Source organism: Halodesulfovibrio sp., from assembly GCF_015482765.1.
Classification (GTDB): domain Bacteria; phylum Desulfobacterota; class Desulfovibrionia; order Desulfovibrionales; family Desulfovibrionaceae; genus Halodesulfovibrio.
In genome coordinates this window covers 1-22,787 of sequence record NZ_JADMLB010000058.1, presented here as the reverse complement: position 1 = coordinate 22,787, position 22,787 = coordinate 1, and the positions used below count along the sequence as shown (strand labels likewise).

Annotated in this window: 25 protein-coding genes and 1 tRNA gene; 10 read left to right on the top strand and 16 right to left on the bottom strand. The window is 43.6% G+C overall.

Translation table 11 applies throughout. The annotated features are described in order from the left end of the window. The first annotated feature begins 65 nt into the window (after positions 1–65). Positions 66–1,730 carry a FapA family protein gene (locus tag QZY95_RS09695; protein ID WP_290922854.1) on the top strand — a complete coding sequence of 555 codons (1,665 nt, stop codon included), beginning with the start codon at positions 66–68 and terminating at the stop codon, positions 1,728–1,730. Here the strand turns inward: QZY95_RS09695 and QZY95_RS09690 are convergent, their stop codons facing one another. Further along, on the bottom strand, positions 1,731–2,684 hold the full coding sequence (locus QZY95_RS09690) for a DUF362 domain-containing protein (protein WP_290922852.1): 954 nt from the start codon (positions 2,682–2,684) through the stop codon (positions 1,731–1,733). It abuts the gene before it with no gap. 301 nt (positions 2,685–2,985) lie between these two features. On the opposite strand from QZY95_RS09690, the gene QZY95_RS09685 reads away from it, so the two are divergent. The 6 genes from QZY95_RS09685 (at position 2,986) to QZY95_RS09660 (ending at position 6,301) form a co-directional block, all read left to right on the top strand. Next, positions 2,986–3,750: a DUF4198 domain-containing protein gene (locus tag QZY95_RS09685; RefSeq protein WP_290922850.1), complete on the top strand. Its 765-nt coding sequence runs from the start codon at positions 2,986–2,988 to the stop codon at positions 3,748–3,750. A gap of 1 nt (position 3,751) precedes the next feature. Next, positions 3,752–4,216: a hypothetical protein gene (locus QZY95_RS09680; protein WP_290922848.1), complete on the top strand. Its 465-nt coding sequence runs from the start codon at positions 3,752–3,754 to the stop codon at positions 4,214–4,216. Positions 4,217–4,357: 141 nt separating this feature from the next. Further along, positions 4,358–4,434 (top strand) — tRNA-Pro (locus QZY95_RS09675). A gap of 496 nt (positions 4,435–4,930) precedes the next feature. Then, on the top strand, positions 4,931–5,359 hold the full coding sequence (locus QZY95_RS09670; RefSeq protein WP_290922845.1) for an Hsp20/alpha crystallin family protein: 429 nt from the start codon (positions 4,931–4,933) through the stop codon (positions 5,357–5,359). 14 nt (positions 5,360–5,373) lie between these two features. Next, positions 5,374–5,772 (top strand): Hsp20/alpha crystallin family protein, encoded by a 399-nt coding sequence (locus QZY95_RS09665; RefSeq protein WP_290922843.1) that lies wholly within the window; start codon positions 5,374–5,376, stop codon positions 5,770–5,772. A gap of 25 nt (positions 5,773–5,797) precedes the next feature. After that, on the top strand, positions 5,798–6,301 hold the full coding sequence (locus QZY95_RS09660; protein WP_290922841.1) for an Hsp20/alpha crystallin family protein: 504 nt from the start codon (positions 5,798–5,800) through the stop codon (positions 6,299–6,301). Between the two features lie 98 nt (positions 6,302–6,399). Here QZY95_RS09660 and QZY95_RS09655 read toward each other — a convergent pair whose 3' ends face one another. Then, positions 6,400–6,645, bottom strand: coding sequence for a hypothetical protein (locus QZY95_RS09655; protein ID WP_290922839.1), 246 nt, complete (start codon positions 6,643–6,645; stop codon positions 6,400–6,402). Between the two features lie 407 nt (positions 6,646–7,052). Next, complete coding sequence (locus QZY95_RS09650) at positions 7,053–7,340, bottom strand: cupin domain-containing protein (protein ID WP_290922838.1); 288 nt, start codon at positions 7,338–7,340, stop codon at positions 7,053–7,055. 397 nt (positions 7,341–7,737) lie between these two features. Here QZY95_RS09650 and QZY95_RS09645 point away from each other — a divergent pair, with 397 nt between their 5' ends. Continuing rightward, the gene (locus tag QZY95_RS09645) at positions 7,738–8,406 is read left to right on the top strand and encodes a Crp/Fnr family transcriptional regulator (RefSeq protein WP_290922836.1); all 669 of its coding nucleotides are present in this window, start codon (positions 7,738–7,740) and stop codon (positions 8,404–8,406) included. 48 nt (positions 8,407–8,454) lie between these two features. Here the strand turns inward: QZY95_RS09645 and QZY95_RS09640 are convergent, their stop codons facing one another. From QZY95_RS09640 to QZY95_RS09610, 7 genes are all read right to left on the bottom strand, one after another. After that, positions 8,455–9,117 carry an outer membrane beta-barrel protein gene (locus QZY95_RS09640; RefSeq protein ID WP_290922834.1) on the bottom strand — a complete coding sequence of 221 codons (663 nt, stop codon included), beginning with the start codon at positions 9,115–9,117 and terminating at the stop codon, positions 8,455–8,457. 543 nt (positions 9,118–9,660) lie between these two features. After that, positions 9,661–10,110: an iron-sulfur cluster assembly scaffold protein gene (locus tag QZY95_RS09635; RefSeq protein ID WP_290922832.1), complete on the bottom strand. Its 450-nt coding sequence runs from the start codon at positions 10,108–10,110 to the stop codon at positions 9,661–9,663. A gap of 238 nt (positions 10,111–10,348) precedes the next feature. After that, positions 10,349–11,290, bottom strand: a complete 942-nt coding sequence (locus QZY95_RS09630; protein WP_290922830.1) for a radical SAM protein — start codon at positions 11,288–11,290, stop codon at positions 10,349–10,351. 729 nt (positions 11,291–12,019) lie between these two features. After that, positions 12,020–12,628: an FmdE family protein gene (locus QZY95_RS09625; protein WP_290922828.1), complete on the bottom strand. Its 609-nt coding sequence runs from the start codon at positions 12,626–12,628 to the stop codon at positions 12,020–12,022. Positions 12,629–12,644: 16 nt separating this feature from the next. Next, positions 12,645–13,400, bottom strand: coding sequence for an ABC transporter ATP-binding protein (locus tag QZY95_RS09620; protein WP_290922826.1), 756 nt, complete (start codon positions 13,398–13,400; stop codon positions 12,645–12,647). Next, positions 13,397–14,467, bottom strand: coding sequence for an iron ABC transporter permease (locus QZY95_RS09615; RefSeq protein ID WP_290922824.1), 1,071 nt, complete (start codon positions 14,465–14,467; stop codon positions 13,397–13,399). Before QZY95_RS09615 ends, QZY95_RS09620 begins: the two co-directional genes overlap by 4 nt. A 1-nt stretch (position 14,468) precedes the next feature. After that, positions 14,469–15,578, bottom strand: a complete 1,110-nt coding sequence (locus QZY95_RS09610) for an iron ABC transporter substrate-binding protein (protein ID WP_290922822.1) — start codon at positions 15,576–15,578, stop codon at positions 14,469–14,471. A gap of 364 nt (positions 15,579–15,942) precedes the next feature. On the opposite strand from QZY95_RS09610, the gene QZY95_RS09605 reads away from it, so the two are divergent. Continuing rightward, the gene (locus QZY95_RS09605; protein ID WP_290922820.1) at positions 15,943–17,571 is read left to right on the top strand and encodes a hypothetical protein; all 1,629 of its coding nucleotides are present in this window, start codon (positions 15,943–15,945) and stop codon (positions 17,569–17,571) included. A 140-nt stretch (positions 17,572–17,711) separates the two neighbouring features. Here the strand turns inward: QZY95_RS09605 and QZY95_RS09600 are convergent, their stop codons facing one another. The 5 genes from QZY95_RS09600 to QZY95_RS09580 form a co-directional block, all read right to left on the bottom strand. Beyond that, positions 17,712–18,014 (bottom strand): hypothetical protein, encoded by a 303-nt coding sequence (locus QZY95_RS09600; protein ID WP_365971180.1) that lies wholly within the window; start codon positions 18,012–18,014, stop codon positions 17,712–17,714. Positions 18,015–18,117: 103 nt separating this feature from the next. Then, positions 18,118–18,867, bottom strand: coding sequence for a sulfite exporter TauE/SafE family protein (locus QZY95_RS09595; protein WP_290922818.1), 750 nt, complete (start codon positions 18,865–18,867; stop codon positions 18,118–18,120). 63 nt (positions 18,868–18,930) lie between these two features. Further along, positions 18,931–19,305 carry a rhodanese-like domain-containing protein gene (locus tag QZY95_RS09590; RefSeq protein WP_290922817.1) on the bottom strand — a complete coding sequence of 125 codons (375 nt, stop codon included), beginning with the start codon at positions 19,303–19,305 and terminating at the stop codon, positions 18,931–18,933. 167 nt (positions 19,306–19,472) lie between these two features. Continuing rightward, complete coding sequence (locus QZY95_RS09585; protein ID WP_290922815.1) at positions 19,473–19,784, bottom strand: metalloregulator ArsR/SmtB family transcription factor; 312 nt, start codon at positions 19,782–19,784, stop codon at positions 19,473–19,475. 86 nt (positions 19,785–19,870) lie between these two features. After that, a complete protein-coding gene (locus tag QZY95_RS09580) occupies positions 19,871–20,758 on the bottom strand; it encodes a LysR family transcriptional regulator (protein WP_290922813.1) in 888 nt (295 codons plus the stop codon). Between the two features lie 127 nt (positions 20,759–20,885). On the opposite strand from QZY95_RS09580, the gene QZY95_RS09575 reads away from it, so the two are divergent. Then, entirely contained in the window at positions 20,886–21,287 is a 402-nt protein-coding gene (locus QZY95_RS09575) for a hypothetical protein (protein WP_290922811.1), read from the top strand. Between the two features lie 104 nt (positions 21,288–21,391). Here QZY95_RS09575 and xsc read toward each other — a convergent pair. Next, positions 21,392–22,787, bottom strand: a 1,396-nt coding sequence (gene xsc / locus QZY95_RS09570) for a sulfoacetaldehyde acetyltransferase (RefSeq protein ID WP_290922810.1), incomplete at its 5' end; no start/stop codon positions are given.

Genomic DNA, 22,787 nt, shown 5'->3' with positions numbered 1-22,787 from the left:
AAAATCCCCTAGTCACTCTTATTCTTACGCATTTTGCGTACAGTGCCGGCGTGCCGGAGGACAGTATGACACACGATAAATCCACAATTCTTACTGAAGAAGAATCCATTTTTTCCCGATATATTGCTTTAACAGGCAATCCGCTTTTGCCTGTTACTCCCGGTACATGCATAGGTACAATACAACGCCTTGAACATTTTCATCTTTCCTCTGAAGTCGGGAATGAAAATGATGCTGTTCCCAATACACATAATTACTCTATAGATACAGGAACCAATAAAATCTACGCAACAACTCTGGGTGTACTGCATATTGATAATAACAAGATTGTTGTCCGCCCAATATTGTACCCCGCTAACGACGGCATGACAGTATATGGTGATATTTACCACAAGGACTATTCAGGCAACTCCCTGCTGTTGAGTCATTATGCAGCAGCCCTCTGGCAGCTGGAGGTAAATGCTCCTATTGATACCGCCCGTTTTAATGCCGCCGCCCGCAAAGCAAGAGAGCTTGAAACGCCCGTGCGCATGGTACCAATTTGCAAGGGAAAACCTGCAATTCATGAAGAACCGCCTGTTATTTTGCCATTACTTCCGGAACGGATTCTCCGCACAATGCAGGATGCGTCTGCTCCTGTTGATTATCGGGATCAAGGCTTTTTCGCTGAAATACCTGCACATACGCCTGTAGCCATTCAAATGCCGGTTCCTGAAACATCTAACGGGTTTGATGTATACGGCAACGCCTTACCGGTTATGGAAAAACCGGCACCCAAGCAAAACAGCTCTGCCAAAGAGCCTCTCACTATCGGGGAAAATCTATATGGAATCCCCCAACACGGCGGACATACAGTCTACTACTCTTCATGCAAAGGGCTTATGAGCATACGCGACGACATCCTTTCGATTACCGACGTCTTACGTATCGAAGGAGATGTAAGCATGAAGACCGGAAATATTGTCGTTAAACAAGGCTCGGTGCATATTACAGGCTCAATCACTGCCGGTTTTACGGTTGAGGCTCCACAGCATGTGATTGTTGATGGAAATGTAGATCAGGGAAATATTACCTGCGGCGGGGATGTATTTGTTTCCGGTGCCATCATTATGAACAAAGCCAGCACCATTACCTCTAAAGGTTCAGTGTATGCCAACCACATGCACAATGCTGATGTTGTTGCAGCACACAGCATTGTGACTTCCGGCTCTATTATAAACTCTGAACTGACCGCCGGCAGCGCTATACGCACCTGTTCTGAAAAAGGGACGGTGCTTGGAAGCACACTAGTGGCAGGCAGCGAAATAAATATCGCTGAAGCAGGAGGAGAGCACGGAGCACCGCCGATTCTGATAATCACAAATGAAGCCGGATCACCAAAAGCATTGCAGCGCATTACATCCGAGGCAGAAACGGTCCTTTCCCAATCTATTTCAAAACTCGACGAATGGATCAGAAAAAGCCAGCAGAAAGAAGTGTCCGGTTCTATGCGGAATCGTGCTGACAAGCTGCTTGAAAAAGCAAAGCGCATCCGCAAATCCATTGCCAACAAAGTTACACCAAAAGTAACACACCCTGTTCATCGAGTTATCATACGGGGCAATGTTGCTGCAGGAACGCTGGTAACAATGCACGGACAGACTCTGACCATCGAGTATCCACTTCCAAAACTATCCATGGAGTTGGAAAATCACCAAAGAGCAGTCCGATCGCAACAAAGTCATGAATGATTACGGGCAAAGATAGCGTTTCCAGAAGCGTTTAATCCCGCTCTGAAGTAGCCGTAATGGATGAAATGTTTCCGGAGTTAGTTGCTGCGGAAGAATAAATCCTTCTGCGTTGAATGCTGAAGGAGGCAATAACGGATACGTCAGTTTTTCTGCGAACGCCCCTCGGATATTTTTTCGTTGCAGTTCCAGCCATAACGGCATTTCATCCACACTGCAGCCAAGTACCGAATATAAAGCAGTATCCAACGAAACAGGATCGCCTGCCGCACCGATCAACCCCAAAGAGTATGGATCGCCTCCGCTCGGCCCCGTCCTGTGCATACAGGTAATCCCGTCCACGACACTTACAGATGGAGGCAATGCCATTGCGACATCTACCAAAAGTTCCCTGAAAGCATTTGCCTTATCCCCATGAGTTGAATGGGCTATCGCTTTTCGCACTCCACTTACGCAGCCGAACAAATTCTTCACAGCAAACGTAGCACGCATTTGCGTGTGCGCCTTCATACGAGGAACATTCAGCAGCATGTCACTATACAATGCACTTCGGGAAATACCTATCGAAGCCCCGCTTTCAAAACGCACTTTTTCCGGAGAATCAAGTGTAATTAAGGGAACATCCAATCGTTCCAACCGCTCCAGTAATCCTATATTTTGGGCAACAGAAGCGGCAGAACCAAATGCCGGAGAATCGCCGACCCTGACAGAACATCCGTAGTCCAATACTGCTTCGCATACAGCTTCGACAACCACCGGATGTGTACAACAGAGGCCTGTACGGTCTGCCTTCAACAAGTTTGGTTTTACCAGTACTGATGCTCCTAGCGAAGGCGCAAAATGGCTTGCTTCTAAACATTCAGAAACAGCTTTATACACGGTACGATAGTCATAATCATCGCATTGAGTTAACGCTACAGGAATCAATCCGCCCGCTTTCTGTGCTGTGTTAGTCAATCGCAACCTCATACTGTTCTAAAAACATAATGTTTATATTGGCTGTCCTGCGGACACCCCACCTATCGCGTACACACAGTCTAGTATTACCCTTCTCTACTATTCCTTGTCATTAAAAAAGCACACACTATCCTCTGAAAAGACAGATACTCCCTTTCCAGTCAACATGTTTTCATTAAACACCGTGTAGAACTTCATCAAATTAACATGCTATAAATATTGGTCATATAGCGTTGACATCTTTTTTTTACGCTGCTAGCTGTATACTAAATTATTATTCGTGTTACTCAAGGAGGATGTTATGAGAAAAAGTGCTATTATTTTGAGTTTACTGATGGTGTTTTCAACTGTGTCTCTTGCTGCCGCGCACGAATTTATTTTGGTGCCGCAACAATGGCAGGCATACCATGATGGACAAAAATTACCATTCAGCCTCGCTTCTTCTCACTCTTTTATGCACAGCGAAGAGCTTGAAGCTGCAGAAAGTGTTGTTGCATCATATAAGGGCAACAAAGTGTCTTTATTTGCCAACAAGCCATATCTGACATGGGATGGAAGCGTGACTCTTAAAGGTGGGGAAGCCGCTGTTCTTTCCGCACATCGAAAGGGAGAAGTGTGGAGCAAAACTACGCAGGGTTGGAAAAAAGGGGATGCATCAACGTTATCGGGCGTAATTCTTTCCAGAAAATACGAGAAGTTCGCAAAATCAATCTTACCTGTCGATGGTAAGACAGCAAACTTTGATCGCAAGATTGGGCATGCTCTTGAAATTATCCCGATTGATAACCCGTTAACAGCCCGTGCCGGGGATGACATCCGCATCAAAGTACTTTTTAACGGCAAAACCATTTCACCTGAAAATATCTTTGCAACCTACAAAGGTTTCTCTGACACAGAAAACACTTACGCGTACACCACAGAGCCATATGGTGAAGGCATTGCAAAAATTCATCTTTCCAGCTCAGGTCTTTGGATGATTCGTGTACAGCATGTTGCTGAAGGTAACGGCTCAAAATACGAAAGCCATGTTATGCGTGCCACATTAACATTCCCGATTGAAAAATAAGATGTACCGCTTAGTATACACGTTGGCGTTTATGCTGCTGGGAGTATCCAGTTTTGCCATTGAGACAGCTTTTGCACACGGAGTAACAGCAAACGGCATCACCAGTAAAACTGTTGCGGTTCATTTTGAATACGCTGGTGGTGATCCTATGTCATACGCAGAAGTTCTTGTATTCGCGCCAGAATCAAAAGACGGGGATGCGGAGTTCCAAAACGGTAGAACTGACGCTAAAGGGAACTTTGCGTTTGTTCCGAACACCTCAGGAACATGGAATATTAGCGCTACAGACATGGGGCACAGAGCTGAGTTGGATGTAACGGTTACTCAAGACGGGGCTGTTCAAGCAAGCTCGGCAACATCCGGAGCTTCACAGCCTCTGCGGATTATTCTTGGCATAAGCATTATTCTTAATCTGCTTTGTGCAGCCCTACTTTTGAAACAAAGAAAAACACACGTGAAGAGCTAAAAGGCGTAAGTTACCTATTACCAAGATTCTGCACCAATCATCCCAAAAAAGCGTGCCAAAGAACTTGGCGTTAGAATAATATTACAACTTGAAAACTATATTGACGCTCCCATAACTGCACGATATTTTACATCTTCACTTCGGGATGTAGCGCAGCTTGGTAGCGCACTTGAATGGGGTTCAAGGGGTCGTGAGTTCAAATCTCGTCATCCCGACCAGAGATATCAAGGGTTTGCAGCGATTCGCTGTGAACCCTTTTTTAGTGTGGCTGAACGTTGGCTGAACGCCTTGGTGGTTATGAAAGTCGAAATAGCCAACTAACAGGCTGGAATAAAATGACCTGTTATATTTGAAATACAGAACAGTTGGATGTTCTGCCGAAAACAGACAGTCAAACAAATCAAAACAAAAATATTTTCTTTTTTTTCAAAAACTTAAATTTTTTCAAAAAAAAATCTGTACGGTTCTTCTTGACATTTTTTGAAGCAAATTTATTTTCAATTTCATCTTGAAGATAGCTATGCGACACAAATAATGAAGCTTTTTTCAACACGGCCTGAACAGTAGATCTTGTAACAAACAATGTACTGTTCCACTGGCCAGAGATTGGTTAGGCTCTGTTCATTTTGGCCACACTCCTGAAAAGGAAAACAAGGCCGGAACGAGCTCTATAGTTAATTTATTGTTTTTATATTCAATGAAGGAGACTATAACATGTTCTACCCTACTCTCTACAAACGCAACGATCCTTTTGCGCTCATGCGCTCTTTAATGCGAGACGTTGCCTCCCCTCCCAACACCTACAGGTCACAAACAGTCTTCCCGGTAGTTAACATCTGGCAAGGTGATGATGCCATGGCTATTACAGCCGAACTTCCCGGCATTGAACCTTCTGCACTTGAAATTACAGTAAAAGACGATCTCCTCACAATTTCAGGAGAAAGAGCCGTCACAGATACTGCAAAAGATGACGTTTGGCTCCGACGTGAACGTAGCTACGGTAAGTTCAGCCGACCTGTTCAGCTTCCATTCAATATTGATGAAAATAAAGTCGAAGCCCGTTTTGAAAATGGCGTGTTATGCGTCGTTATTGGTCGAGCTGAAGAAGACAAACCACGTAAAATTGAGGTCAAAGCTGCATAACAGGAGATTATAACATGAAAAATGAAATAACTCAGACAACTGTTAAAACCCCAGCGGAAACTCCTGAAACCTTTCAGGGCAGGCACACATATCGACCAGTTGCGGATATAATCGAAAGCTCGAATGGCGTTTCGATGATACTTGAAATGCCTGGTGTAGCTCCTGACAATATTGATATAACTCTAGAGAAACGGGTACTTTCCATCCGTGGAAAAATTCACCCTGTACAGCCAGAAAAGCTTGATTTGACCTATAAAGAATATGGTCAAGGCGACTATGAACGGGCTTTCACACTATCGGAAGACTTTGATCCTAATAAAATCGAAGCAAAAATGTCTAATGGCATACTCACTGTAAAGCTCCCAAAAGCCGAGGCTGCACAACCCAAAAAGATTGTTGTTAACGCCGCCTAATGTTGAAAAACGAAAGGAGGATAACATGCAAATTAAAGACATACTTCCTTGGGCACAAAAGGATCACACCCCTGAGGCTCAATCCGATAAAGATCATCCAATCACAATCCTCCAAAATGAGCTCAACCAGGTGTTCGATCGATTCAAAAATCGTTTTGACCAAAAAATCGAGGCAATTGAATGGCCTTGGAGTGGAGGTGATGCGAAATCAGACATTGTAGAAACCGACAAAACAATTGAAGTTTCAGTTGAATTGCCTGGAATGGATATGGAAGATATCGAGGTATCCATCACCAATGATGTACTGGCAATAAAAGGTGAGAAAAAAGTCGAACGTCAAGAAGAGAAAAAAGGCTATTACCTTTCCGAACGCCAATATGGTGCAGTATACCGCACTATACCTCTCCCCGCCGGCATCGATGGCAAAAAGGCTGAAGCCTCATTCAAAAACGGTGTACTGACTGTAAAACTACCCCAAACTCTAGACACTAAAACGGAGGTGAAAAGAATCGAGGTAAAAAGCACTTAACATAACATGACTCAACATGGGTATCGCAAAAATGCGGTACCCATGTTTTCTTTTACAGTCTCCCACTCAACACCTTACACCTCAAAATTATTAAAAAATTATAGCCTCATCACAAACACATCTCTCCACTGAATACATAGCGATCTCTGAGCACTAACCTTCACCATACTGGCTTCTTTGCGAAGGATTGTGCGCATCCCATCAGAATCAGCTAACCACAACGCCTCATCATCAATATCCTGAACTACAGTCCAGTGCGCCCACTCTTCAGAAGCAAAGGACATCACAATAGCGGTATTAGGCTCTGCTAACACCTCAGAAAGAGTCCGCCACATCTGCCCCATAGAGCGTGGTTTCGCCTTAACGAAAGGCCGAACATGTCTGATGCCAAAAGCGGGTTTGAATACCTGCCTATTTAGGAACAACGAATCGCTTTTCTCAAATTTTTATACTGAACAAATTTAATCGGGTCATATCGCAAAATGTCCATTCGCTAAAAACATATCGAGCTTAACATATCGAAATAAAAGACCTTAACACAGAAACCAACTGCATGGGGTTCAAGGGGTCGTGAGTTCAAATCTCGTCATCCCGACCAGAGAATAAAAGGTTTTAGATCGAATTGATCTAAACCCTTTTTTCGTGCGGCTGAACGCAACACACTCATTTTTGTCTGAAAACACTACCGACAGAAATATAAAAAACATTAAAAAAACCGCATGGTCATAACACCTGCGGAGTCTGTCGCCTATTAAACGGCTCTTACCTTTTCCTTTCTATCATCCATGACCGGAACTAATAAGGCTGTAACATAAATCTCTTTATCACTTCTCAATGAATGCATAACACCTGCAGGGGCAACAAACGTATCCCCTACGTTCAGCGCTACCTCTTTATCTTCCAGTACTCCAAAGCCAGAACCTTTGATACAGTAAAATATTTCATCCAAGTTACTATGCTGATGCAAAGGAACAGTTTTATCGGACGGAATATGATATACATGCACTTTCAGTGATTCTTTTGTACTTTTTAAATCCATAATTTTACCCTCTTGCTAACTACTTACAGGCATACAGCGCCATTGTAAGAGCATCAATAAATTCTAATTTCTGTAGTTGCCGACCCAACCTCAAGAAACGCGATCTCTTTTATTGGAATAGGTTGGCTCCACTTCGTCAGGGACACTATGCCCGATTCTGAATACGATCCTTTGATCGAGAATCAGCCAATGCTCAATCCCTTTTTGAGAATATATTAGGCCATGCAATGAGGAAAAAAATAACATTTGTTGTTTTTTTGAAAGAAAATATTTTTTAAGAAGAGACCTACTACTTGCCCCTTCTCAAGGCTGAGAAGCTTAATGCATAGGGGCTGGCAGTCACTATCATCTAAGATAATTTACTATTAGCTCGGTTGGTCAAAATGAGGGAATCGTTATGAAGGAAGGTTGTTACAATTTTTCCGAAAAACAAAAGTTACATTTTGTTCTTGAAAAAAAGAATGCTTGTTGGAAAGAGGTTATCCATTTGGCCCGGTTACATTCGTTTTCCAAAGGACAAGTGATCGATCAGGCCGACGACGGGGTATATCTAATAAAAGAGGGCTACATTAGTTATAGCTGCTACTTACACAGCGGTGACAGGCGTATCTTATACTTTGTTGGCCCTGACTCGCTATTTAATGAGGCGGGTTGCATGATAAAACATAGGGGACGGGTTTCATTCGAATTTTTAACGGATACTCAGGCCTATGCTTTTCCCTCTGACATGTTTACAGACGTCAACTTTGTTCGTTCGTACCCTGAGTTATCCATAAATCTCTCCCAATATATAATTTTTAAAAGGACATATATCAGCCACTTCACCGCAAACCTTTTCAACCTTAAGCCGATTGCACGGGTATCTGAAATCCTTTTCCAATTATATGAAAGTAAAAGTGAATTTAAAATTAGCCAGTTAGACATTGGAAATTTTCTTGGCCTTCACCAAATGACGGTTTCCAGAGCGCTGGCTCAACTTCGGGACGAAAATATTATTGGCAAAATAACCAAGAATAATTTTGAAGTCTTTGCCCCTGAACGACTTGTGGAATATGCGCAGTGGTAGCAACAGTAAGCTATAAAAACAGAACAGCCTCTTTATAAAAATCTATCTCTAAAATTTTCGAATGACACTGACTCGAAACATGTTTGCCTCGAATTTGAGGGAGTGCGAAAACCCATCATGCAATTCATCTGGCCCTAACGGTGTTTTAAAATTATTGAAAATGTCATCGAACCGATAGTAGCGATAGTCAAATCGAAGAGCCCAATGGTCTTCGAGAGTATGCTCATAGCCTGCCCCAACAACCCAACCAGTCCGGCTGGCCGATTTACTACCAGCGCTATGGTGCCCTGCCCCATACTCATCACTAAATGAGAAACTATATCGGAAATGAGAAAAGGCAGCTCCGCCTAGAACAAAGAACAGAGAATTATTATAACGATACCCGATCTTAGGAGCTATGGATGCAAACCAGCTGGCACGAACCTTTGAGGTCATAGAAAAAGGAACTGGTACTGAATCATACAACGTATTGATGGAATGCGAACTATTAAAGTCCGTAAAAGTAATGTCACCTTCGATGCCTAAAAGAATATCTTTCCAAAAATAGTTATACCCGACAAAAAAAACTACCCGCAGGATTTGTTTCAGTAAAACGATACTCTTCACGTTCAAACTGAACAAAATCTTCCTCAATAAAATATGTACCGTCTCCATATGCAGTTGCAGGGTAATTTGTTTGCCCACTGAAAATACTAACACCGATGCCGGCATAAAGCCCCGTGAGCTGCGACAGATAGGTCTTTTTCTGTTTCAGCAGCGTACGAACTGACTGGAACACAAAGGAAAAGCAAAAGAACAGTAGCAACAAACAGCTGTAAAAAACGCTTAAGCAGGTGAATCATTTTATCTCCTAAACTGATAGCAGATTATTTCATTCAACATTTAAGATTACTGTTCATTCCATATAATAACTATACGCAAATTTAACTAATTATTTAAAATACTTAAATATCTTTTTTCATACGTACTGCAAAGACCGCTGTTACGTTATCACTTGCACTTATTTCATAAATCCTTCGTCCAAAACACTGCAGAGCACACTATCGCTGACACGCACTTATCATAACAAGTAGCGATAGTTTCTACCTCTTTTGAGGACTCCCCATACAGCTTGTGATCGAGTAACTCGTTGTGACAAGACCTAAATAAAAACAAGCTTCACAGGAGGTACCTATGAAGCTTGTTTTTACTTTTCAGTCAGATCATTTTTACTTACGCAAATTTCTTTTTTGGACTTCGTAAACCGGATTAATCTCATTTTTTACATTTCACGGTTTGCTTATAATAATCCCCTACAGCTTCGTGTAAGGCGGTGGCTGCTAACCAGGCACAGTGCTGGTCGTCTGCTGGCAGGCCTTTATCCCCTCCCAAGCCTTCAAGCACTGTCTCTCCTGTAATGGTATCGAGATCGTCGCAAGGCTTGCCGATGGCTAATTCTGCCGCCATTGATCCACTAATCATACTGGAACCACATCCGTCAGTAGCGAATCCTGCATCACAGACTTTATCGTCTTCAATATACAGAAAAATTCGTATGGTATCACCACATCCCCCAGTGGATACGCCCTCGTAGTTAGCCTTGGCAGGTTTTCCTCTGTGTGGTGGGTTACGCCAACGTTCAAATCCTGCCGGCCCAAAGGCATCAATGATTTCATCATTAATTTTACCCTGAAGTTCATTCACAATCTCATCAAAACTGGGCACTTTCTTATCCGTTTGTTAAATGGTTACAAGCAGCCTCAATACGAGGCTCATAGCAAGCTTTTCCTAGCGAGTTCTTTACTCATAAGCATGCGTTGACTGGATAAAACGTTCTTGTTTGGTCTCTTTATACGAACCACGTAGCGCTCTGCCTGCTTATGTAAATCTCTTATGAGGGCAAGAGCCTGTCTAACACAATATAAGTAAGCACTTACCCTGACAAGAGGTCCTTTTGATTTCGCTATTTTTTATGCAATCTTCGCAAATAAAAACGGTTGTTTTCATATGTTGTTACAAAAATACGATCTTGCTCGATAAGCTTATCAATAAGAGACCAATCTGCTTGAGTATTTGCCAAGAATTCCTGAACGGCTTGTTCACGCATTGGATGAACGGCAATAATATTCAACAAATCTTCTTCTGCATTGCCCGTGGATGAAAACGTATCTCCCTCATAGCCGAAAAGACATTCTACGTTCTCAACCTTATTGTGAATAATTTGATATGCAGTGTTCAATGCTTCTTCGTCAGGGATAGAAGCTATTTTTTCTACTGTCGGACGTATTGGAATAGAAAGGTAGGACGTGGATGGAGATAATTTTTCTAAAAAGGAAGCAGTCTCAGTTAGCACCTCAGGAGTGTCATTAACTCCACGAAGTAACATCGTCTCTGAAACTAATGTTCCCGTAAATTCTTTCTTAAACTGAAGCATTGAGTCCAACACATTTTGAAGTTGCAACTCCTTATGAGGCCGATCAATTCGACGCCATACTTTGGGCGAAACAGCATCAACTTTAAGGGAAACCCAATCGGCTTTACATAAATCCTCTCTGACCTCGTCTTGCCATAGCAATGTAGCATTATTGATAATGGCAATTTTTTTTCCAAGAGGACGAAGTAAATCTATAGTCTTACCAAGGTTACAGTCGAGGGTTGGTTCGCCATCAGGAACAAAAGCCAGAAAATCTATTTCTTCACCCTGCTCTTCTGTACGTCGTATCTTTTCTGCAACTTCATCTACAATTGCTTGCGGTTCATAGAATGGCTGTCGTGTAACCTGCAGCTTATTTGTTTTTCCCACTTGGCAATATATGCAAGAGAGTGAGCAGGTTTTAGGAGGGATATTATTGATCCCAAGACTGCGTCCCAAACGACGGGAAGGTACTGGTCCAAAAGTTATCATAACGTATTCTCCTGTTAATCGAATCGCTTACTTCAAATCAAAAATGAGTACTATATACTAGATAGACACAATTTGCTTTCGAGATATGGAGAGCATTTAATTGTTATATGTTGATACGATAAAAGACAAAATTCATAGCCATTGGGGGTAAAAAATTACTTCCTCATATGTGTTTTCACTGCCGACTTTGTCTTTTACATTTTCCAGCCTAATACTGAGGTGCCATTGCGGTACATCTCACTAAATTAAGAGAGTTATGCGCCAACTACTTTTTGTCAGTATATACTTACTTACTTTTTTACATAAAAAAACACAGAACTATTCACTCAAGTAACTGCGGCACAATGACGCCTCACATGTGACAGACACACAAAATACAACGTGAAATATTCTTATCTGTCCGCCTAATTTCTTAAAGTCTTCCTGAACGTCTTTCTCCGAAATATATCTAAGAATGTCAATTCGGAAAATCAAATTCCTTGTAACAGACTGATAGTAAGTTCTTTCAGCATGATAGCTGCAAACAGAATCAAACAAATTATGAGTTCATTTCCTTCATTATGAACACATCAGCCTTCAAAATGATCACATTAAGGATGCATCAAAGCGGGCAAAGAGTGTGCTTTTTTATCCACATAAAAAGCAAAAGCCTTCGACTGGCTGTTTTTTATCTCAGACAACAATCCTGCCTAATAGAATACATTACCTTTCAATATGATAGGTGCGCCATCAACGTTTCTGCTCCATTGTTGTAAAACATGGAATACATACAAATTTACCGCTAAAACAACGGATACGGGATTCCATCACAGATTCACCACAGTGCTCACACACAATGCTCTTCATAATCTTTGCTGGACGCGGCATTCCACTATTCAACGGCGTAACCTCAAATAGCTCGTCCAAGGCAAGATTCATTATCTGTTGTTGCAATTGGAGCTTCAACTGGACAATACGCTGGCTATGCGCATCAGTCATAGAAGGCTCATCAATCGCCATCAGAGCATCGAGTTCTTCGCCCGCACCAGCTCGAGCCTCAGGCTTTAGCAATGCTCTGATACCGTGCCCGGAATTTCTGTCAAAAAACGAAAAAGCCATTTTCCCGTAATCTCTATGCAGAAAATTGCCTTTTCCATATGTGCATCCTGTAAGAAACTGGATAGCATCCACTCCGCACATATCCGTTTCCGACACTGCCACCATCTCAACGCCCTCTTTATCTCCAAATTCTTTCATTGCTAACTCGGAAGCCCGAATCCCAATGGCCAAACCGGGACAGCTATGACCATGGAACGTGATTACATCTTCAATAAGTTGTTCTGAAAAATAGCAAGCCACTGGCACTCTCCTTTTTTTAAGCAGCCGGTACGACCATTGGATGCCCTTGAACAATGTGCATGGAAACAGGCAGTCCATACACATCCTCAATCACCTCAGATGTCACAGAATCTGTAGAGCCGATAAAATGAATAGCTCCATCTTTAAGAAACAAAACCTTATCCGCATAACGCAATGCCAGATTCAAATCATGCATTGTCATTGCCGCGCCAATGCAATGCTCACTCACTACCTGCCGAAGCATACCGAGAATATCTATCTGACTCTTCAAATCCAGAGAGCTGGTCGGCTCATCCAAAAGCAATAACCGTGGTTCCTGAACCATTGCACGGGCGATGGCTACCTTTTGTAATTCTCCGCCACTTAACTGATCTAAATACCGCATCAGCAACGCATTCAACCCCAACCGCTGGATGGCAGAATCCACTATTTTCAAATCCTGCTTGCTTGTTTTCCAACGAATATGAGGTTTTCGCCCCATAAGTATGGCATCAAACACTGTCAGCCGTGCTGTTTCGGTCTTCTGTGCGACATAGCCGACACACAAAGCTATTTCATCAGGACGCATGGTCAGCACATCACGTTCTTCGACCATTACCACACCAGAGTCAGGACGATGTATTGCGTTAATGCACTTCAGCAATGTTGTCTTTCCGACTCCATTAGGGCCTAAGATTGCCAGCAGTTCACCATTTGCCAACTGAAAATCCACATCAGAAAGCACCGGGCTGTTGTCGTAGGTAAAATCAATATCCGAAACAGAAAGAATCATCGTCCCTGCCCCCTTACTATCAGGTATAAGAACACCGGAGCGCCCATGAACGCTGTCAGCACAGACACAGGGACTAAATGAGGGGCAAGGACAAGTCGTGCCATAGTATCTGAGACAAGAAGCAGCACTCCACCAAACACGGTGGATGCAAAAAGCAGAAAACGATGATCTGAACCGATAATGCGCCGTACCATGTGTGGTACGACCAGTCCGATGAAGCCGATTATCCCTAGAAAAGAAATTATCAGTGCCGTAACCATGGATGACAACACCATTCCAACAATACGCACCCGTTCCACACGGATTCCAAGGCTCTTTGCAGTTTCGTCCCCTGCATCAATAGCATTCAGATTCCAGCTGTTAGCAATAAAATAGCCCGTAATAACAACAACTACAAAAGAGATAATCCCCAAAGAAGACCATGTAGCACGTGCGGTGTCACCAAATGTCCAGAATACCATTGCAGCAAGCTGCACATCATCGGCAAAAAATTGAAGAAACATGGTACCGGCGGTAAATAATGCTCCCATAGCAACTCCCGTTAAAATCATAACCTCGGGAGTCGCTCCCCGAAGACGGGAGACGCTTATGACAACACCGGCAGCAAGTAAGCTGAAAAGAAACGCACAAAGTGTTGTAATATATGGATTGGTGATAGTTACTGCGTCCGCAGTGGTCGACCCCATAATGCCTCCATCCAGCACCATCACAGAAAATGCCGCCCCGAATGCCGCTGCGTGTGATATGCCCAAGGTGAACGGCGACCCGAGAGGATTACGAAGAATGGACTGCATTACTGCTCCGGAAACGGCCAATCCGCCTCCGGCAACAACGGCTGTAAGAGCCTGCGGGAGTCTGATGTTCCAGATAATTATGTCCACCCTGCGGAGAACATCGCCACCCAGCAGGCTACTGGCGACATCATTTAGCGATATGTTTGCAACCCCCATGGAAACAGCAACAACAAGTGTCACTGCAAGCAACCCCACAACGCCTACCAGCAGCATAATTTTTCTATGTATGTACTGGCTGTACTCAACAGGAACCTGTCCATCTGAAAAATGCATACTACTTCACCGGAACAGGTTTATACGCCAATTGGTGAAAGATCGTATCCATCTTCGTAAAAACGTCTTTTCCCACTAAAAAACGATATATCTCGTCTGCTTTTTCTTCCGGCTGCACGTCAGCAAAGCGTTCCGGATACAGCAGCTTTCCTGCATAGTATGCATTCGCAAGAATGGAGCCATAGTTTTTAGTATACCAATTATAAGGTAACAGTCCGTATACATGTCCATTTTTTACAGCAGTCAGATTGCGGTATGCCGGATCATTTCTAAGCTCATACAGCCCGCTCGCGTTATCACCCATCTGCAACGTTGATAAATCGAGGAAAAGAATTTGCGGGTCCCACTCAAGTATCTTTTCTTTTGAAATAGTAGAGTGTTGAAGGTCACGCCCAGTCCCTCCCATACTTCCAGCAAGATTGTTCGCATTTACGAATGTAAACGGAGGGTACGCAGGTTCTGTAGATTGGTATCCATGAGGCCCTTTAAAAGCCACGCCGCAAATAAAAACAGTCGGTCGATCTTTTTCTGGAATATTAGCTGTCCGCTTTTTGAGCTCTGCTATCTGACCTTCCATGAAGGCGATAACCTTCCCTGCACGCTCTTGCTTGCCAAGAACATCTGCCATTACACGAAGGGATTGATAGAGTTGCGCACGCTTTTCCCCAAGATTTCCATAATCAAGAGTGATGACTGGAATGCCGGTTTTGTTCTGTAAATCATCAGGAGGGAAGCCCATACTTGAAGCATAGGTTTTGAAAATAACCTGCGGCTGCGGCTCCAGCGCTAAGATTAGCTCAGGGTTATCGTGCCCGCGAAAGCCGCCAAAGATCGGCATAGTCTTAAACTGCGGGTTCGCTAACGCATACGGACGGGCTTCAAAATTTCGATCCCGCGACTCTATATCATCTACAGCCACAGCCATTGATTGCGCTTGAAGGTAGGTCAACAAACGAAGACACCCGGAACCTGAACAAATGACACGTTCAACCTTCTCAGGCACATCAACAACTCTACCCAAAGCATCTATCATCTGCCGAGCTGGTTCCTTACCCGACGCAGATGAAACCAGTAGCAAGCAAACAATAAGACTGTGCATAAAAATTTTCATGACTCGCTCCCAAGTGTATACAGACAGCTAAAAACTCATCTGAAAGTGTTACTAAATTTTATTATGTAACACAGACACACCTACTTACCGAGCAAGAAAGAGTCAAGTAACATACTAAAACTATGAATTATTCATAAAATATGATCACAAAAAAACGTCAGACTGCAGCGCGTATGCCACCGTCTGACGTCCTCAAACTATTTTTTTCCTACGAGCAGTCGCCTTCCTGACATTCAAACCATCACTCCTGATGGAAGAATGCCACAAAAGGATACAACAACAGGCCATAGTCCTAGCATGGTCGGACCTGACAAAAGATGATGTCCGGTTTCGATCACGCATTTATCCAAAGGGAGATCGACCAATGAAAAAAACATATAGATCACTGCTTGTTGCCGCAGCAGAAAATGCCGCGACTCTTGAAAAACAAGCACGTCTGCAGCTTGAGTTATTCAAATATGCAGCAGAAGATACATCGTCATTCTCTATCGTAGGCAAAAGAACGTTACGCAAAATTGCAGAACACTACTCTATTGCAACGAAAGACAGATCGACGTCTGACATTGCTTCCAATCTTGCTGATGCACTTCTTGGAGACATCTTGTGCAACGAACAAGACGCACAAGCGAGCTTACATATTGTATCCCCTCCTGAACGAATTCAGGTTTGGACAAAGCATAACTTACTCCCTACAGGGTCTACTTCTGACATGCTTTGCAATATGCAAGTGTTATCCGAGAATGGAGAAGAAAACTGGCAAGAAACTGAGAAAATGGTCTTACGATTTGGTGCAGCATTTCTATTAACCAGTTTGATTAGCAACACCCTTATACCTCACTGTATCTGCGGCGTGCCAGAACGTATTACCACGAATGTTCATCTTGAATCTCTAAATGCAGACGCCATTACTATTGCTCTTTACGAACACATTCCCGGTCTTGCTGACGCAGTTAAAAAAGCAGCGAACGATAACGACCAATTCGCCATGCTTAAGGACTTATGTCCGGCGGGGATTCAAGTACTCGGAGTAGGTAGTAAAGATGAAGTGTCGGCAGCCAAGCTTCCTCACCTTGCTACATTCAACGGAATAGGACTGGCCCTACAAACTGGTGCGATCGACTTGCTCATGGCTGACACACTGAAACTTTCTCCAACAGTCACAGAAGCTGCCCGCTCTGCTAAAACAGCCATAGTAACTGCCAATAAAATAAGCCACATTCCAGATGCCACATCTCTTAATAAAAATTCTGCCACGCTTGAAGAGTTAGCAAAATCTATCGTACGACATGCCCTCTCAAGCTTTGAAGACAGGCGTACCATCAAGCCTTTGCTCCCTGACACCTCAGTGACCGCACAAGTCGGTTTCTGTAAGGATTCAATTGATCACTATTACGGCTGTATGGATATTATGGCATCCGGATTAATTGAAGGTAAGATTTTGGGTATAGTGAATCTCTTTGGAGACGCACCGGCTACCGAGGAAGAGGCCATTGAGTTTTCTGCTTTTACCGAGACGTTACTGAAAAATAACATTTTACTTTTTGCCAGTGGTAAAACGGCATTTACCACAGCCCGTAACGGTCTGTGTGCAAGCAACGCTCGTGAAAAATGCGGAAGGTTGCTAAATCAATTTCTCAGTCCATCCATGCCTCCAGTCTGGCACTTCGGAGAAGCTACAGACAACGTACAGCAACTCGCAACATTAAGAGAAATTGCAAAGTATGCCGGTCACAAAATCAAAGATTTGCCTCTGGCTTCTGTTACCTCCAACCTTTCCGCAAAAGACTCCGGTTCTACCTTTGCATTGCAATTGTCCGGTATTGATATCTACCACCGTGCCTCAACTTCGCAACACGACACGCCTCAACACCTCTCAACTTCAACCCAAGAAAACCTTGGCTCAACCATACATGCAGCGCCGAACTACGATGAGCTTGCAAAGATCATTATCTCCAATTTCACCACAACCCGCTCCGAGCTCTGCTGGCGTTAAAAATGTGCGACCACAAAAAAGAGGGCACCGTTCGATGCCCTCTTTTTACGTACTCTTCTTAAAAACTGTGCCCTTTTCTCTAGGCATGACCAGCTACTAATAAACCAATATTTGCTGTGATTCAGAAGAATAGCATATTCTCAACCACGATTCTTAACGTTCTTTCGCCAGTCATTAAGCGGCGCATAGCAGCCTTGCCCTTCATGCTGAGATTCCCGTACCTTCTCACTATACGCCGGATCAAGCATCAGCTTGCAAATATAGCGGGTATTCTCTTCATCCCACAGCAAATCAGGACACCGTTTTGTGTATCCATATTTCCGGTGCGATTCTGAACACGGATCATGAAGACAGCACCAACCACAACCAACACATGGTTTATTCTCTGTAGTGAGCGCTTCCATCTGCTGAATATCGGGAAATATCGTAAAATCATTCGACATAGCTGAACCTTACCTGTTTTGGTTGATTGCTCTTCAATACAGAAGTAAATATTCACTATCAAGCATTTGCCAAAACAGGGGCAAACTGCAACGACTTCCCCGCTTACACCAGAGTCAGAATCAAGCGTGCCGCTAACAAAAGTAGAACAACACCCAATATCTTTTTAACAGTTGCTGAACGCATCTTGCGATGCATCACGATTGTTCCTAAATACCCGCCTACCCATGCCGCAACACCGGCAAAGAGCAGAATTTTCCACGAAAAATCCCCTAACATTACATAGGTAAGAAAGGCAGAAAATGATGAAAACGGCACTGCAAACGCTGTAATAGTTGCAACTCGTTTAGGATTAAAACCTTGCAACAGCATCAATGGAGCTATCACTCCGCCGCCACCAACTCCAAGCAGTCCCGATAAAAAGCCAGAAAGCACCCCGACAAGCAAGGGCCCTAAAACCGGTCTATCCTCACGATATTGATTTGCATACTTCCCTCCTTTGAAAAACAAGATCATCAGCCCTGAAAATAAAAGGAAAAGAATGAAAACAAAAAGGACATATTGTGTCGGTAACAAGTTACCGCACCATGCTCCAACAGGCGCCAACACTATTGATGAGGCGATGATCGGAAGTCCTAACCGGTAATCCAGCCGCCGTGCTTTGATATTTGAATACGTTGCACCAAGCATACTTACTGTATTCACGAATAATGCGGTTGGACGCGCTAAACTAAAAGGAACACCAAGCCATGTCAGCATAGGAATAAGTGCTAATGCCGATCCGACGCCGCCAAGTGCAAAAAGAAAACTCAATGAAAAGGACAGCAGCGTGATCGCCAACGTCATAAAGTCCATTACAACCTTCCAATACTAAGAATAAAATGCACCACCCTTAAAATAAAGATGGTGCGCAGCAGCTTACATTTTAGACAATGGACCCGGCTTAAATGCCTTAACCATATCTTCCATTGGAACAGTAAGGCCTTTTACCTCATCAAATCCTTTTGCGCGAAGATACGTATACGCAACAGCAGCACGGAAAATAGAAGAGCAAAATACGACAATGCATTTATCCTTCGGTAGTTCCTCATATTTTTTAGGCAAATCATGCAGCGGAATAGATACAGCAAAGGGGAATGTCGTATAGCTTACTTCTTCCTCGGAACGAATATCGAGAAACATAAAATGATCGTTCTTTAACGCTTTCCGCATCCCTTCTATATTCATAGAATGCTCACCAGAGCCTAAAAATTCAAAATCCATTTCTTCTAAAACAACATCTAACTCTTTCATTCCAATATCCTTTTTATTTCTCCATCATTAGTAATGGAGCGTTTTAGTTGCAAAATCAATAACGAGTTGTGCTGTGTTATTTTAGTCCGCTACGCTGTGAAATAAGGACACTGTCCGGCTAACATTTAGTCATATGGTAAAATGACCAAATGTTATGGCAAATTTTTTTAGTTGTGTGCATCTATTACTGACTCGATACAGTGGAAGAACTTAAGAATACATGGAACTCTCAGTGTATAAAAAATCTGCTTACCTCGGCGTTCATCCTTCACAATACCTGAATCTTTGAGCACTTTCAGATGCTTAGAAACAGTTGACATATCATGTCCTACCAATTCTTGCAGATCACAGACACATCGCTCCCCATGACCAAGCTCATCAATGATCATAAGACGTGAAGGATGAGCCATAGCTTTCATAACCTTGGCTCGTTCGTGTATACGTTCTAATGTTACTAATTTGTCAGTATTTTTTGTCATAACGCTTCCTCATTTGGCAATATTGCCAAACGAACATATTTGTCAACTCATAATAGCCTATTATTATGAGTTTTTTACCACAGCCGCTATGAATCAGCCTGCTGTGTAAACACCTCGATAAAATTCTTCACTAGCGGGCACTCATGTGCCTGACTCCACGCCATACTTATACGTAAATTCAAGAATGGTTCCTTAACCCGCTTGTAGGTCAATCCCCGTCTGCCCATTCTGCAAGACGTGGACGGAAGAAGAGTGTACCCAAAACCGCCTGCAACAAACATCTCAGCAGCTTGATCCATTACTACTTCAAAGCCGAATTTTGGTACTAACCCATACTGCGAAAAGCCGTTTAAAACCCAATTGTAAATTCCCGGATTTTTACGATGAGGAAAGAAAATAAGCGGTTCTTTAGCGAGATCGTACACAGAAACAGTCTCCTGTCCTGCTAACGGGTGATCCTTTGCCAAAGCTACAATATACGGCTCGCTAATGACATCAATATGAGGCAACTCGTGTGTTTCCACCAGATGAGTACGGATAAAGCCTATATGCAAACTTCCCTCTTCTATGGCCGCAAGTTGCTCAACTGATACTTTTTCTTCCAGCTCTATAATCACATTGGGGTATTGTTCCTTAAAACGTCCCATTGCAGTAACGAAGCGCTCTGTGATGGATGAGTCGACAAAACCTATACGCAAGGTTCCTGCTTCGCCATTCCCCATAGCTTTAAGTGTATGCTGTGCAACAGTGAGGCGCGTTGTAACAGCCTTTGCTTCCTGCAAAAAAAAGACTCCCTCTTCTGTCAGCTCTACTTTTCTGTTGTTGCGTTTGAAAAGCAGAACCCCAAGCTCATCTTCAAGGGCTTTAATTTGCCTGCTCAGTGGCGGTTGCTGCATATGCAGCCGCTCTGCAGCTTTTCCGAAGTGCAGTTCTTCTGCCAGTACAATGAAGTTTTCCAGTTGTTGTATACGCATAATAATACCTAAATCGCATCATTCTTAATGTAAATGGTATTGGATTGGTCTTATTTTCAGCTGTATAGTCTTTGCCAAACAAACAAGGTGGTAACGCCAACCGCCTGAAAAGACAGAGGAGAGACATATGGCACGGGTAGTTATAGTATTATTCGCAATTCTATGTGGCACAATTGCGCATGCAGAAGATATTACGGGGGAGCATCTTTTATTGGCAAGAGACCACAGAGGGGTTTTATATGTGGGATTTGCTGAAGAAGGGCGGGTAGTTGCCACATATAAAGACGGCTTACAGGTTGATCTGGCGACTGGACTTGGAAAACTTGCAGGCATTGCCGTAAATGATGCACGCACCGTCTGTGTAAGCTCCGTTTCACATGGTGCTGTATACTGTATTGACAGAAAAGGGCTACTTTCCAAAACAGTATGCAACATTGTTGGAACCGGAGATCTTGCCCTGACGCAGGACGGTGATATTATCGTGGTAACATCAAAAGGTATCAAAACATTTTACGTGAATAAGCAATAGCTACCACAGACAAAGTAAGGCTCATAGGCAACCGCCCATGAGCCTTTTTTATACTGTTACTCAAGCGGAACCGTTACAATTATCCCGCCCGATTTTTCATGACATTATGATTTCATATCATCTTTACTTACACCGGCAACAGGGACAGGCTTCTTCATAGCATCACGACGGAATGGCTCACCAAGTTCCTGATTATTGAGAACTTCTACAAAGGTTGTTTTTCCTTCTTCCATCTGCGCCTTGATGGCAGCAGCAAGCTTTTCACGAAGTTCTTCAACAGTTGCCGCCTGACAACCTTCAACGCCACATGCTTTAGCGATTCCGGCGTAGGAAACGTTCGGGTTCAGCTCAGTACCGACAAAGTTATCGTCATACCATAACGTGGTATTACGTTTTTCTGCGCCCCACTGATAGTTGCGGAACACTACCATTGTTACTGCAGGCCAATCGTCACGCCCGCACGAAACCATTTCGTTCATAGAAATACCAAACGCACCGTCTCCGGCAAAGCCAATGACAGGTACTTCCGGCTTCGCCATTTTGGCACCGAGGATTGCTGGGAAGCCATATCCACATGGGCCGAACATACCCGGAGCAAGATACTTACGACCTTCTTCAAATGTTGGATATGCGTTACCGATTGCGCAGTTGTTTCCGATATCTGTAGAGATAATTGAGCCTTCAGGCATTACCTCTTTAATCACACGCCACGCCATACGCGCAGTAAGCTTTTCCGGCTCACGAGAACGTGCGCGTTCGTTCCAAGTAGTACCCGGATCATCTTCTTCATGATCCATAGAGGCGAGCTCTTTTGCCCATGACGCATTGGTTTCCGCGATACTCTGCCTGCGTGCTTCACGATCCACATCACCGGCAGAAGGGCTAAGTTTTGCTAGGATACCTTGTGCAACCTTCTTGGCATCGCCCACGATGCCAACGCTCACAGGCTTGGTCAGCCCAATACGATCAGCATTAATATCTACTTGAATAATCTCGGCATTGCTCGGCCAATAATCGATACCGTAACCTGGAAGAGTGGAAAATGGATTCAACCGAGTACCCAAAGCCAGCACGGCATCCGCTTTGGAAATAAGTTCCATTGCAGCCTTGGAGCCGTTGTAACCAAGTGCACCCGCATAAAGCGGATGGCTTCCCGGAAATGCATCATTGTGCTGATAGCCACAACAAACCGGAGCATCAAGGCGTTCTGCTAACGCCATGGAGTCTCCAATAGCATCGCCGATTACCACACCGCCACCGTTAAGAATAACAGGGAATTTTGCTTTAGACAGAATCTCAGCTGCACGTGAAATGGCGTTCTCACCACCGGCCGGCTGCTCAAACTCTACGACCTCAGGTAATTCGATATCAATCACCTGCGTCCAGAAATCACGAGGAATATTGAGCTGTGCAGGCGCAGAGGCGCGCTTTGCCTTTAAGATGACACGGTTAAGCACTTCCGCAACACGGGAAGGATCAAGGACTTCTTCCTGATAGGTA